Raw genomic sequence first — 12,996 nt, 5'->3', positions numbered from 1 at the left:
AAGCCTGTTAGTTCGTTTTGGAATCGCCTCGGTGATGATGGAGTTCGGCGACTGGGCGAATCAGGAGGTTGCAGATTGCGCCGACCAGGAGGAGGCCGACCATCAGAAACATGGTCAGGTTGTAGGCCTCGGCTCGGGGAACTCCGCGTTCGACCTGATAGGCCGAGAGATAGTTGACCAGTTGCGGGCCGAGGACGGCGGCCATCGACCAGGCGGTGATCAGGCGGCCGTGGATCGCCCCGAGGTGCATCGTGCCGAACAGGTCGCGCAGGTAGGCCGGAATCGTCGCGAAGCCACCGCCATACATCGAGATGAGTGTGGCGGTCGCCAGAACGAAGAGCGTGACGCTTTGGAACCTCTGGGTCATCGGGATGAGGCCGTAGAGGATCGCCCCCAGCAAGAAGAAGAGGGTATAAATCAGTTTCCGTCCCGTCAGGTCGGAGACTGACGACCAGAAGAACCGGCCCGCCATGTTGAAGAGGCTGAGCAGGCCGGCGAAGCCGCCACCGACCGCTTCCGTCGCGCCGAACATGTCCTGGCACATCGGCGAGGCCTGACCGAGGATGCCGATTCCGGCGGTGACGTTCAGGCAGAGCACCGCCCAGAGCAACCAGAACTGCGGCGTTTTCCAGGCCTTGTCCACAGAAACGCTTGCATTTGTGATCAGTTTCTTCGACGTTGGAGACGGAACAAACCCGTCCGGCCGCCAGTTCGCCGCGGGCACGCGGACGGTGATGACGCCGAACATCATGAACGCGAAATAAATCACGCCCATGATGAGGAAGGTTTCTTGGACCCCGACCGACGTGACCGACTTGAATCGGTTCATCAGCTCGACGCCCAGTGGCGCTCCGACGAGTGCCCCGCCGCCGAAGCCCATGATGGCCATGCCGGTCGCCATGCCCGGCCGGTCGGGGAACCACTTCACCAGAGTCGACACCGGCGCGATATAGCCGAGGCCGAGGCCGATCCCTCCGATCACTCCGTAGCCCAGGTAGATCAACCAGATGTTATGCAGGGCCACGCCCAGGCTGGAGAGCCAGAGTCCGCCGCAGAAGCAGCAGGCGCTGGCGAACATCGTTTTCCGAGGCCCCACGCGCTCGACCCACCGACCCAGGACGGCGGCCGAGAGACCGAGCATGATGAGGGCGATCGAGTAGATCCAGCCGACCTGCGGCATGGACCAGTCGTAGCCTTGGATCGATTGCTCGATGCCGATGATGCGGGTCAACGGCTTGCTGAAGACGCTGAAGCCGTAGATCTCGCCGATGCAGAGGTGGACCGAAAGGGCGGCGGGCGGGATCAGCCAGCGGTTGAAGCCGGGCGGGCCGATCGTTCGCTCGCGATCGAGAAAGCGGAAGAAAGCCATCGTTCACCACTCAATGTCACGGCCCGGCCCAGCGATCCGTCGTGCCCGATCAGACGAATCGTGACTCCTAGGGGATATATCAGACGCACCGGTTCCGGGCCACCTCTTGAATCGAAAAGAGCTCGAAGCGAACCGGCCTACTTCAACTGGGCGGCCTGCTGAAAGAGTCGCTTCGAGTCCGGGAAATAGGGCCGCGACGCGGGCAACGGCTCCCACGGGCGGTCCGCAGCGCGGAGGTACTCGCGGCCGACCTGGGCGTGGTGGGCCGCCTGCAACTCGTAAAAGTGCTTCCGCCTGAATGGCGATCGGTTCGCAGGTCTTGCGTTCCAGACCACAGAGGAGGCCGCGAATGACTCAAACGGCGTTGGCGCGATGTTCGGCCCGATAGAATTTCGGGAGGTAGCGTTGGAGGAAGGCGGTCAAGCGGTCCGAACAGCCCTGGACGGCCTCGGGTGTAAGGATCGCGTCGTCCAGGAGCGTTTGAGCTTCGTGATGATCCAGAAGTGACATGAGAGGATCTCCGTTCGGATTTCATCTCCTTATCATGATTCAGGTTAACGAATCTCAGCCGGCCTGAAAAGCCATCGGTTACAGTAGAATTAGGACTAACCTCATCGGGTGGGCTCGCGTCGTCGGCCGCTATCTCCTCGCATGGATGACTGCTAAGCTGGGAGGGCCCTCTTTCCCCAGGGCGGGCTTCGAGTCGCACCGGGCGACGTCGTCGCGACCTTCGGACCTCCTGCCCGTACGGCCCAAGCCGATGAACGACGTCACCCGCATCCTCTCGGCCATCGAGCACGGCGACCCCCGGGCATCCGAGCAGCTCCTCCCCATCGTCTACGGGGAGCTCCGGCAGCTCGCCCAGCAGAGGCTCGCAAGGGAAAAGCCGGGGCAGACCCTCCAGGCCACTGCCCTGGTCCACGAAGCCTATCTCCGCTTGGTCGACGGCCAGGAGACTCAGGGGTGGGATAGACGCGGGCATTTCTTCGCGGCGGCGGCCGAGGCGATGCGTCGCATCCTCGTCGAGAATGCCCGCCGCAAGGCAGCCGAGAGGCACGGCGGCCGGCTGGAGCGACAGGACCCCGATGCCATCGACATCGCGGCCCCGACCCCCTCCGAGGACCTCCTCGCCCTCGACGAGGCCCTGGCGAAGCTCGAAGCCGAGGACCCGGTCAAGGCCCAGATCGTGAAGCTCCGCTACTTCGCCGGCCTGACCGAGGAAGACGCCGCAAATGTGCTCGGGATTTCCCGCACAACCGTCCAACGTCATTGGCGTTACACGAAGGTGTGGCTCCTCAGAAAGCTGGGGGAAACCGCCAGTCCCGAGGAGAATCCCTGAAATCGGAGAGGACCCGTGGAGCTAAGGAGCTGCGGATTTCGCATTGGCCTCTAGAGGGGATTGGTGGCGACCGGGGTGATACCGATGCAGCACGTAGCTCCGAACGTCGAGGAAATCTTCTCCGCGGCCCTGGAGATCCGGGACTCGGAGGCTCGCTCGGCATTCCTCGACAGAGTCTGCGGCGTTCCGGGGCTGCGGCGAGAAGTCGAGCAGCTTCTCGCCCTCGATGCCGGTGCGAACGATTTCCTTGAGGCCCCGGCCTCGATGCCCACGTTGACCTCCGCTTTTGATTCACGCCCGGGGGACTTGGAGCCCGGCACCACCATCGGCCCCTACAAGCTGCTGGAGGCCATCGGCGAGGGGGGCATGGGCACCGTCTACATGGCCGAGCAGGCCGAGCCCGTCCGCCGCCGCGTGGCGTTGAAGGTCATCAAGCCGGGGATGGACTCGAGGCAAGTCGTGGCCCGGTTCGAGGCCGAGCGGCAGGCCCTGGCGATGATGGACCACCCGAACATCGCCAAAGTCTTCGACGGCGGGCTGACCCCCTGGGGCCGCCCCTACTTTGTGATGGAGCTGGTCCGCGGCCTGCCCATCACCGAATACTGCGACGAGCAGCAGCTCCCCATCGCCGAGCGGCTGGACCTGTTCGTGCTCGTCTGCCGGGCGGTGCAGCACGCCCACCAGAAGGGCGTCATCCACCGCGACATCAAGCCCTCCAACGTCCTCGTAACGGTCGTCGACGGCGTGGGGGTGCCGCAGGTCATCGACTTCGGTGTCGCCAAGGCCGCGGTCGGGGCCCTCACCGAGAAGACCCTCTTCACCGGCTTCCACCAGTTCGTGGGCACGCCGCTCTATGTGAGCCCCGAGCAGGCGGAGCTCTCGGGTGTCGACGTGGACACCCGGAGTGACATCTACAGCCTGGGCGTGCTCCTCTACGAACTGTTGACGGGCACGACGCCGTTCGACCCTGAGACGCTGAGGCGGGCCGCGTTCGACGAGATGCGTCGCATCATCCGCGAGGAGGAACCGCAGCGGCCTAGCACTCGACTCGGCTCGCTCGGCGACCAGCTCTCGACCGTCTCGGCCCGGCGGAAGGCCGACCCCAGACGGCTCGGGCCCTCAATCAAGGGCGAGCTCGATTGGGTGGTGATGAAGGCCCTGGAGAAGGACCGCCGCAGGCGATACGAGACGGCCAGCGACTTCGCCGCCGACGTGATGCGGTACCTGACCGACCGGCCGGTGGAGGCATTCCCGCCGTCGAATTGGTATCGCTTCGCGAAGTTCGCCCGGCGAAATCGGGCGGCACTCGCCACCGGAGTCGTCCTCTTCCTTGCGTTGACGGGGGGCGTGGCGGTGAGCTCCTGGCTGGCGGTCCGGGCCATCCGTGCCGAGCGGCGGGCCGAGGCACGCACGACGCAGGCCCGGCGGGCCGTCGATGAGATGTATACCCAGGTCGCCGAGAAGTGGCTCGCCCAGCAACCGAAGCTGACGGCGGTCCAGGCCGAATTCCTGGAGAAGGCCCTCGGGTTCTATGAGGCATTCGCCGCGGAGCAGGGCGATGCCCCCGAGGCCCAATTCGAGGCGGCCCGTGCCCGGCATCGCGTCGGGGTCATCCAATTCGCATTCGGCAAGTTCGACCAGGCCGCGGCAGCATCCCAGCAGGCCGTTGGGCAGCTTGAGGCCCTGGCCGCACGCCACCCCACGCGGCCGGCTTATCGCACCGAACTCGCGGCCGCCTGCTTGAGCCTCGCGACCCAGGAGGTGGAGCTCGACCGATTGGACGAAGCCGAGACGCTCCAGAAGCGGGCCGTCTCGACGCTGGAGGCCGTCGCGGCCGAGGCCCCGAAGGGCCGGGAGAGCCAGGTCCAGCTCGCCCGCAGCCTCGCGGCCCTCGGGGGCCTGTACGAGCGGCGGGGCCGATACCAGGAGGCGGAGCCCCTCCTGCGGCGGGGCCTGGGCCTCTTCGAGCGGCTCGACGCGGAGGGGCCGTTGCCGCACGGGCTCCGCGACCGGCTCCCGAACTGCGAGCTCGAACTGGGCCTTGTCTACAGGAACACGGGCCGACCTGCCGAGGCCGAGCGGTGCTTCCGGCACGCGGCCCAACGCCTGGACAGGTTGTCTGAGGATGGGCTCACCAGCCCCGGCGAGCGGAGCACCCTGGCCGTCATCCTGGCCAACCTCGCCAGCGTCCAATTCGACTCGGGCCGACTGGCCGAGGCCAGTGAGAGCGACGGTCGGGCTGTAGGCGTGCTCGAGGCCTTGGTCGCCGAACACCCCGAGGAGCACTTCAGCCGCGGCCTGCTCCTGACGACTCGCAAGAACCTTCTCATCTCCCTTCTGGCAGTCGAGAGGACCGAAGAGGCCGAACGGGTCGCCCGCCGGGCCGTGGAGGAGGGCGACGCGTTGGTCCGCGAGTACCCGGACGTCCCGCACTATCGCGAGGACCTGGCGAAGCTCCTGGTCTTCGCCGCAGACCTCTACTCGGTCTCGCCGACCGAGCCGTCCCACGACCCCAAGCGGGCCGAGAAGCTCGCCGCCCGGGCCCTCGAGATGAGCTCCGCGAGCGGCGAGAACAGGGGCATGGCCCTCCAGTCGCTGGGATGGGCCAGATACCGCACCGGGGACTGGAAGGGGTGCATCGCATCCCTCGAGAAGCAGTCCGACTATCAGCGGTTGGGCGACTTCATCGCCGCGATGGCATACTGGCAGTTAGGTGATAAGGCCAAGGCCCGCAAGGTCTTCGACCGCCGTGACAGGTGGCATGACGGTTACGCGGAGCGTTTCAAGCGAGAGCCCGAACTCTATCCCACCCCGGCGATGTTCAGCCGGCTCCGCTTCGAGGCGGCGACCCTGATGGGCATCGAAACCCCAGCCATCGTACCGGCCACCAAGTCTCCTTGACCCGCATAGGGTTGCCATCGCATCCCACAGCGGCACCCGTCCCGAGCCCGTGTACGACCCGAGTGAGCCGCGGGCCCCCGCGGCGGTCCGTCCCTTACTTTTTCTTGAAAGAGCTTAGCCATGCGACGATTGCTTCTTGCCTTGCTCCTCGGCCTCGTGGCCGCCCCGTCCTACGCCGGAGACATGTATTACCGCGTGGTGGGCAGCTCGGACATCAGAGCGGTCTCCGACAACGGGGGCAACTCCCGTGTCGTGCTCAGGTCGACGGAGTACAAAGCCGGTAGTCTCTTCGGCATGACCATGACCCGGTACAACCATCCCGGGAGCAACGGCCAAGCGCTCCTGCAGGGCTATTCGCCGCCCGACAGCGTCGACGCCCCGTACGACCTCCAGCTCATCTACCGGGCCCGGGACGCCGTGGTCGTGACGAGGCAGGTCACGCGCCTGGGCGGCAATCAGCCCCGGCCCAGGACCTGGAACTCGCTGGCCCAGGACGACAGCTTCTTCTCGTTCGCGGCGAGCGATGACGCCACGGGCCGCTATCCCGGATTATTCAGACCGAATCCAATAAAGAGGCCTCCGATTGCGTCTAACGTGTTACTACACAAGCACGTTGAACGCCACCAGAGGCCTCACTATGAGTGTACACGCTGTTCCCCCGTTTTCCTTCGATTTCTTGCCCTCGAGACCGATCGAGATCGAAGTCTCCTCTTCGCCTCTTTCCAGTGACGCCGGACTCCTCCCCATTCGTCAGTTCGACCAGACGATTCGACTCACGGAACAGTTCACAGCCGCCCTTCACGACCTCCGAAATCCGTCCCTGACCAGGCAATCCCTCCTCATCATGGTCCGCCAGCGGATCTTTGGAATCCTCGCCGACTACGAGGACCAGAACGACCATGACACCCTACGCTCAGACCCCATCTTCAAACTCCTGGCCGGACGGCTCCCCGACGGGCGGAACCTCGCCAGTCAACCGACCCTCTCTCGGTTCGAGAACGCCGTCTCGATCGCCGACCTCTGGAGGTTGCGCGACCTCCTGGCCGACCTCTTCATCCAGTCGTTCAAGGCGCCGCCCCATCATCTCACCTTCGACATCGACGCCTTCGACGACCCCACCCATGGCCAGCAACAACTGACCATGTTTCATGGATACTATGAACAGCATCAGTATCTCCCGATCGCGATCAGCTGCGCCGAGAACGACATGGTCCTGCTCGTCGGACTACGCCACGGCACCTGCTCCGCCTTTTTGGGGGCCGACAACGACCTCCGGTACTTGGCGAGGCGGTTGCGTGCCGTTTGGCCCGACGTGCAAATCCATGTCCGGGGCGACAGCGGCTTCGGCGTTCCCCTGATGTACGACGTCTGCCAGGAACTGCGACTGAGTTATACCTTTGGCATCGGCATGAACGCTCGCCTCAAGACGATGAGCGACGACCTGCTCAACGAGGCTCTCAAGCAGTACAACGAGACCGGCCAGCCGCAACGGTCATTCCTTCTCGTCGAGTATCAGGCCGACAGCTGGCCCGCGTCCCAGCCGGTCGTGATCAAGGTCGAGGTCCATGCCCAGGGAACCAACCGCCGGGCCGTGGTTACCAATCGCCCCGGTTGCTCCGTGCTTCCCCAGGCGATCTACGACGAGTACACGATGCGGGGCGAGAGCGAGAACCGGAACAAGGAGTTGAAGACCGAGTTGCTGGCCGACCGGCTCAGCGACCATCGGTTCCTAGCGAACTTCTTCCGACTCTACCTGCACACGGCCGCGTTGAACCTGCTGGTGCGACTCCGTCAGACGGTGGTTCAATCCGATCCGACCTCGGCCGAGTTGAAGTTGCCCGCCGATTTTCCCACCGAGGCGATCGACGCTCCCCAGCGGAAGCAATTCTTCAACCGCCGCCGGGAACGTGATCCTCTGGGGGGTGGTTTCGCCGGCACCTGGCGGACGCGGTTGATCAAGGTCGCCGCCGAAGTGATCACGCGAGCCCGACGCGTGATCATCCGCCTGTCGGGCAGTTGGCCATACCTGGAGCAGTATCTCCAGATCAGCCGAGCCGTGAATCCGCCCCCGCGGCCCCTTCCGTCGAGTTCGGGATAGGGCCAAGCCATCGCGGTGTCGGAGAACGCAAAACGGTCCGTAAGAACCTGCTGGGGAGGGGGAGGGTGCGCCTCGAAACACCCCGTCCACGAATGGAATCCCCATCAAAGTCGGGGATGGACCGGATCGGGCCAGGACGTCACGTTCCCGACTCGGGTATGAATAATCCGGGCTATTCCATCTGGCGACTGAACGTGACGGTCGATCAGGCCCTCGCCCCCGATTACGTCCCCCCTTCCACCTACGCTGATCCCCGCCTCCAGCTGGTCCTCGACCAGGGCGACCCCACCGCGCACCACACCTGGAGCCCCGACGGCTCGAGGCTGGCGTATAGGTGCTCCATGGCCCAGCCCGATGGCACGCGGAGGCTCGTCGTTCGGCTGAAGGGCTTGATGGATGGTTCGGACCAGGTGCTCGGGGAGTGGATCTCGGATGTCTCCACCGGCTTCATGTGGGGCCCATCAGGTGACCGGATCGTGGCCGGCAACGGGTTGGGAGATGTCTGGGCCTTCCACGCCGACACTCCCGGCCTGAGGACCTTGCTGGCCCCGGCCCGCACCTACAAGAGCGGGAAGGACACGATCACCGAGGAGGCTCGTTACCCCCGCTTCCGCCCCGACGGCGGAGTCATCGGGATTTCCTACTACAAGAGCGTGACGAACAAATCCGGCACCCCGGTCTACCGATCCCCGGCCATCATGGCACCCACCGGTTGGCCCGCAAAGGCACTGCTGAGTAGCTCGATCGTCAATGAGAGCATCCCGCTGGGTTGGACGCCCTGAGCGAGTAGCGATGGGTCTTGTATTCCGCCATCGCTCTCACCCCTGTCAAGGAACCATAAAGGCCATTCCGGGACGGAGCGGCTAGACTGCGGCTTGGGGCAGAACGCACGCTGCTGAACCAACGCTCATCACCGAGAGTTGGTTTTTGTCCGTTTGCTATCTCTACCCCTTTTTCCGCGGGTGCCGCAAACGGAGGAGCACCTCGCTCCGGTAGCCTTTCCCACGGCGCCACCCCCAGTTTCCCTTTGCCCGAAGGGGCGAGGGGACGAAGGACAAGAGAAGGACAAGAGCAGCCATGCACTTCAGTGGCGAGGTCTGGGAAATCCCGTGAAGATAGGCACTCAATCGCTCACCTCGATCATTTCCCCAGGTTCCCAGCCTTACCCTCTTTAGGTGCATGGCCACCGACCGCCACCCTCGACCCACCGACCCAGGACGGCGGCCGAGAGACCGAGCATGATGAGGGCGATCGAGTAGATCCAGCCGACCTGCGGCATGGACCAGTCGTAGCCTTGGATCGATTGCTCGATGCCGATGATGCGGGTCAACGGCTTGCTGAAGACGCTGAAGCCGTAGATCTCGCCGATGCAGAGGTGGACCGAAAGGGCGGCGGGCGGGATCAGCCAGCGGTTGAAGCCGGGCGGGCCGATCGTTCGCTCGCGATCGAGAAAGCGGAAGAAAGCCATCGTTCACCACTCAATGTCACGGCCCGGCCCAGCGATCCGTCGTGCCCGATCAGACGAATCGTGACTCCTAGGGGATATATCAGACGCACCGGTTCCGGGCCACCTCTTGAATCGAAAAGAGCTCGAAGCGAACCGGCCTACTTCAACTGGGCGGCCTGCTGAAAGAGTCGCTTCGAGTCCGGGAAATAGGGCCGCGACGCGGGCAACGGCTCCCACGGGCGGTCCGCAGCGCGGAGGTACTCGCGGCCGACCTGGGCGTGGTGGGCCGCCTGCAACTCGTAAAAGTGCTGAATCGTCTTCAGGCGAGCCACCTCTTCCTCGGCTGTCATCGGACGGCCGGTGGCCTGGTCCGTCACGCTTTCCGTGGGCGTCGTTGTCACCTTGGCGGCGCTCACGGCATTCTTCCACTTCCTCACCTGGATGCGCACGAAGGCTTCGTCGCGTGCATGGCGATTGGCCATCGTCATACATTGTCGGAACCGTCGCCGCCGCCAGGTTTCCGTCACGAGGCAACACACCACGGCCGCCACTGCGACGAACGCCATGAGTTGCCGCGTGGAGAGCCGAGGGATCTTCATGAACCGCTCCCAGTGACGCAAGTAAAGCAATGCATGAAGATCGAGTTATGACCTCATCGGAAAACGATCGGCTCGGGACAGAATCGCTTCAGCTTGTCGGGATCGAGCTCGATGCCCAGGCCAGGCCGATTCGGGATCGCCAGAAATCCGGCTTCGTCGAGTTGGAACGGCTCCGCGACGATCTCCTCGATGTAGGCTGAGGGAGTCAGATACTCCACGTACCGGGCGACCGGGATCGCCGCGGCGAACTGGAGGTCGGCGGCGAGCCCGACCGCGGTATTCCAGCCGTGGGGAACGACGAGCATGTTGTGGTCGAAGGCCGACCAGGCGATTCGTCGCGACTCGCTGAGACCGCCGTTCTTCGTGCAATCGGGCTGGACGATGTCGAAGGCCCGCCCTTCGATCCAGGGCTGGAACGACTGCCGTCGCGTGAGCACTTCTCCCCCTGCGATCGGGACCGGAGAAACCCGCGTCAGCTCGATATAACCGGCGAGGTCGTCGGGCGGCAGCGGCTCCTCGAACCAGGTGATGCCGAAATGGGCAAGCATGGATGCCGTGTTCCGGGCCCAGTTCGTACCGTGTGGCCAGAACTGTTCGCTCCCCCCGGCATCGACCATCAGCTCGACGCCATCGCCGACCGTTTTTCGCGCGGTGCGGATCAGGAGCTCGTCGAACGCTCGGTCGCGGCGGCCAAACGGTCGCCAGCCCATCTTGATCGCCTTGAAACCACGCTCGACGACGCTTGTGAGGGTTTTGCTGAGCGCCGCGGGCTCGTCGAACAGGATGGAGCCGTAGGGTTTGATCGTCTGTCGATAGTTTCCTCCCAGCAGTCGCGAGACGGGCTGCGAGCAGGCCTTGCCCATGAGATCCCAGAGGGCGAGGTCGATCCCGCTGATCGCATGTTCGACCGCTCCTCCTCGCCCCTGCCAGAAGCTGGCCTGGCGCAGCGTCTCGGAGACCCGCTCGGGCTCGACCGCCGACTCGCCTCGAAGCAAGGGCCAGAGGAGTTCGATCGCCCCGGTCACGAGCGTTCCCGACGTGAAGCAACTCCCATAGCCACTGAGCCCTTCGTCGGTCCGGACGATGAGCAGGGTATGCAAGTTCTCCTGGGGCTCATGCCCCTGCGGCCAGCCGCCGTCGACGGTGGCACCAGTCAGCGGGCAGACTTCAATCGCCACGATCTTCAAGGCATCTCTCCTCGTCGAGATGGCTGATGCCGCCGGTCGGCATCAGCCCTTGGTCGTTCATTCCGATCGATCAATGGCTGCCGGAACTCGCTCTTGGTTCAGGCGAGTTCCCAGCCTTTACGAATGGCTGCCGGAACTCGCTCTTGGTTCAGGCGAGTTCCCAGCCTTTACGATACGACTCGCGGAAAATGGCGTCGGCCTCGGGGATGCCTCGGGCCTTGATCCCGGCCGAGTCCCAATCGATGGTCTTGCCGGTCCGAATCGCGGCGACTCCGAGCAGTGTGATCTCGGTCAGTCGGGCTCCGTAGGAGAAATTCGAGCTGGCGGCCGGTCCCCCTTTGATCGCGTCGAGCCAGTCGCGGTGATGGCCGTTGGAGCGTGCGAGGGTGGGCTTGGGGCGGACGAATCCGGCGTCGAGCGCGGCGGGCAAGAGCTTCGGGGGTTGCCCGGCCCCGCCGCAGAGGACGACTCCCTTGTCACCAATGAACATCACACCACGTCCGGGCAAGACAGTCTCGGGGGGGAGAGCGTCGGGAATCGGGGGCTTGAGGCCACCGTCATACCAGTGAAGCACGACGGGCGGCATCTCGCCACGTGCGCCGAAATGGTAGGTGACCAGTGACCCGTACGGGGCGATGTCGGCGTCCATCGCGCCGGCGTGCGACGACTCGATCCGCAGCGGGTCCTTCAGGTTCAGGGCCCAGGTTGCCGCGTCGAGGTCATGGCAACCGAAGTCTCCCAGCGCACTGCTGCCGAACGCCCAGAAGTCGCGCCAGGCGACCGGCGCGTAGGCTCGGTCAAACGGCCGGGCCTCACGAGGGCCGAGCCAGAGGTCCCATTTCAAGCCGGAGGGGACAGGCGAACCGGCAGGACGGCCCTGAAGCGTCGGGTTCCAGCGACTTGTTCCCACCCAGGCGTGGACGTGCCGCACGGGGCCGATCGCCCCCCCTTGAATCCACTCGACGGTTTCGCGCATCCCATTGGTCGAGTGCCCCTGATTGCCCATCTGCGTGGCGACTTTCGTTTCTTCCGCCACGGCGGCCACGAGCCGCGCTTCCGCGATGTTGTGCGTGAGCGGCTTCTCGCAATAAACATGCTTTCCCGCCCGCATCGATTGCAGCGAGACATAGGCGTGCAGGTGATCGGGCGTGGCGCAGAGCACGGCGTCGATGTCTTTTTCTTTCTCGAGCATCGTCCGGAAGTCTTCGTACTCGGCGCAACGACCCTTGTGCCCTTTGGCTTCGTTGTGGGCGTCGATCTCCGCTCGGATCGGCTCGCGCCCGGCGAAGCCCTTGTAATAGAAGTCTTTCAGGTCCCAATGGGTGGCGGGATCGGCCACCGCCATCAAGTGAGCGTCGGGCAGCTTGAACAGGCCGTGAAGATTGCTCCGCCCCTGCCCACCAGCTCCGATCAAGGCAATGTTCACCTTGTCGCTCGGCGCGACGTGCTTCGGCCCTCCGAGCACATGCGGCGGAACGATCGTGAACCCCGCGGCCACGGCCGCCGAGGCCTTCAGGAAGTCGCGTCGCGTTGGAGTCATCAGTGAATTCCTTCTTTCTTGTTTTAAGTGTGGATGTTGTTGAGCGTCAAGCGGGCGAGTACGGTCACTCTCCGGTCCCGAGCCCGGAGATTTCGTCCGGTTTCTGAGCAAATATTGCGAAGGATAGCCTAACCTGTTCAGGGCTAAGGATTAGTGGCACGCCATAGGCAAAGCTTCGTCGTGCCCGTTTCTCCCGACGTCAACGCGATCGGCCATGGCATCATCGTCGGCCTGACAATTCCCGTAGGGTGGGCACGGCCCACCATCTTAACCTCTGCTTCGGCAAGGAGATAGGGATGGTGGGCCGTGCCCACCCTACGGGAGAAATCGGATTCTAAATATCGATTTATCGTAAATCGTTGATCAATTCATGACGGATTAGGCGAAGCTTTACCGCGATGGCATTGAATCGCGAGGCCGCCGCTCTGGCACACTGTAACAGCCATCCCCTCGGCTTTTCCAGTCTCGGCCTCCTAATCGTCGTCGCCCCGATTTTTTCCCTCGAAGCGGATGACC

The 12,996-nt window shown here is 64.2% G+C and carries 9 protein-coding genes and 2 pseudogenes; 5 read left to right on the top strand and 6 right to left on the bottom strand.

Annotated elements, in window-relative coordinates:
* Positions 1 to 7: 7 nt before the first annotated feature.
* Positions 8 to 1,369 carry an L-lactate MFS transporter gene (locus V5E97_RS01125; RefSeq protein ID WP_406697432.1) on the bottom strand — a complete coding sequence of 454 codons (1,362 nt, stop codon included), beginning with the start codon at positions 1,367 to 1,369 and terminating at the stop codon, positions 8 to 10.
* 291 nt (positions 1,370 to 1,660) lie between these two features.
* A pseudogene (locus V5E97_RS01120) lies at positions 1,661 to 1,879 on the bottom strand (IS701 family transposase); the annotation flags it as partial.
* Between the two features lie 250 nt (positions 1,880 to 2,129).
* Here V5E97_RS01120 and V5E97_RS01115 point away from each other — a divergent pair.
* From V5E97_RS01115 to V5E97_RS01095, 5 genes are all read left to right on the top strand, one after another.
* Complete coding sequence (locus V5E97_RS01115; RefSeq protein WP_406697430.1) at positions 2,130 to 2,708, top strand: sigma-70 family RNA polymerase sigma factor; 579 nt, start codon at positions 2,130 to 2,132, stop codon at positions 2,706 to 2,708.
* Between the two features lie 84 nt (positions 2,709 to 2,792).
* A complete protein-coding gene (locus V5E97_RS01110) occupies positions 2,793 to 5,609 on the top strand; it encodes a protein kinase domain-containing protein (RefSeq protein ID WP_406697429.1) in 2,817 nt (938 codons plus the stop codon).
* Between the two features lie 120 nt (positions 5,610 to 5,729).
* The gene (locus V5E97_RS01105) at positions 5,730 to 6,338 is read left to right on the top strand and encodes a hypothetical protein (protein ID WP_406697428.1); all 609 of its coding nucleotides are present in this window, start codon (positions 5,730 to 5,732) and stop codon (positions 6,336 to 6,338) included.
* Complete coding sequence (locus tag V5E97_RS01100; protein WP_406697427.1) at positions 6,247 to 7,707, top strand: IS1380 family transposase; 1,461 nt, start codon at positions 6,247 to 6,249, stop codon at positions 7,705 to 7,707. The genes V5E97_RS01105 and V5E97_RS01100 overlap by 92 nt, the downstream gene beginning before the upstream one ends.
* A 116-nt stretch (positions 7,708 to 7,823) precedes the next feature.
* A complete protein-coding gene (locus V5E97_RS01095; protein WP_406697426.1) occupies positions 7,824 to 8,489 on the top strand; it encodes a TolB-like translocation protein in 666 nt (221 codons plus the stop codon).
* Positions 8,490 to 8,896: 407 nt separating this feature from the next.
* On the opposite strand, the pseudogene V5E97_RS01090 reads toward V5E97_RS01095, so the two are convergent.
* The 4 genes and pseudogenes from V5E97_RS01090 to V5E97_RS01075 all read right to left on the bottom strand — a co-directional run.
* Positions 8,897 to 9,175 (bottom strand): annotated as a pseudogene (locus V5E97_RS01090) (MFS transporter); the annotation flags it as partial.
* A gap of 137 nt (positions 9,176 to 9,312) precedes the next feature.
* Positions 9,313 to 9,753, bottom strand: coding sequence for a hypothetical protein (locus V5E97_RS01085; protein ID WP_406697425.1), 441 nt, complete (start codon positions 9,751 to 9,753; stop codon positions 9,313 to 9,315).
* Positions 9,754 to 9,806: 53 nt separating this feature from the next.
* Positions 9,807 to 10,940 carry a mandelate racemase/muconate lactonizing enzyme family protein gene (locus V5E97_RS01080; RefSeq protein ID WP_406697424.1) on the bottom strand — a complete coding sequence of 378 codons (1,134 nt, stop codon included), beginning with the start codon at positions 10,938 to 10,940 and terminating at the stop codon, positions 9,807 to 9,809.
* Positions 10,941 to 11,088: 148 nt separating this feature from the next.
* Positions 11,089 to 12,480, bottom strand: coding sequence for a Gfo/Idh/MocA family protein (locus V5E97_RS01075; RefSeq protein WP_406697423.1), 1,392 nt, complete (start codon positions 12,478 to 12,480; stop codon positions 11,089 to 11,091).
* Positions 12,481 to 12,996: the final 516 nt, after the last annotated feature.

This window comes from Singulisphaera photorubra, assembly GCF_045290345.1.
GTDB lineage: Bacteria > Planctomycetota > Planctomycetia > Isosphaerales > Isosphaeraceae > Singulisphaera.
Note: the sequence above shows the minus strand (reverse complement) of the source record. Positions and strands in the feature narration are given on the sequence as shown.

Bases quoted from the DNA above. Each gene is read 5' to 3' on its own strand.
- V5E97_RS01125 (WP_406697432.1), bottom strand. From the start codon at position 1,369: ATGGCTTTCTTCCGCTTTCTCGATCGCGAGCGAACGATCGGCCCGCCC.
- V5E97_RS01115 (WP_406697430.1), top strand. From the start codon at position 2,130: ATGAACGACGTCACCCGCATCCTCTCGGCCATCGAGCACGGCGACCCC.
- V5E97_RS01110 (WP_406697429.1), top strand. From the start codon at position 2,793: ATGCAGCACGTAGCTCCGAACGTCGAGGAAATCTTCTCCGCGGCCCTG.
- V5E97_RS01105 (WP_406697428.1), top strand. From the start codon at position 5,730: ATGCGACGATTGCTTCTTGCCTTGCTCCTCGGCCTCGTGGCCGCCCCG.
- V5E97_RS01100 (WP_406697427.1), top strand. From the start codon at position 6,247: ATGAGTGTACACGCTGTTCCCCCGTTTTCCTTCGATTTCTTGCCCTCG.
- V5E97_RS01095 (WP_406697426.1), top strand. From the start codon at position 7,824: ATGGACCGGATCGGGCCAGGACGTCACGTTCCCGACTCGGGTATGAAT.
- V5E97_RS01085 (WP_406697425.1), bottom strand. From the start codon at position 9,753: ATGAAGATCCCTCGGCTCTCCACGCGGCAACTCATGGCGTTCGTCGCA.
- V5E97_RS01075 (WP_406697423.1), bottom strand. From the start codon at position 12,480: ATGACTCCAACGCGACGCGACTTCCTGAAGGCCTCGGCGGCCGTGGCC.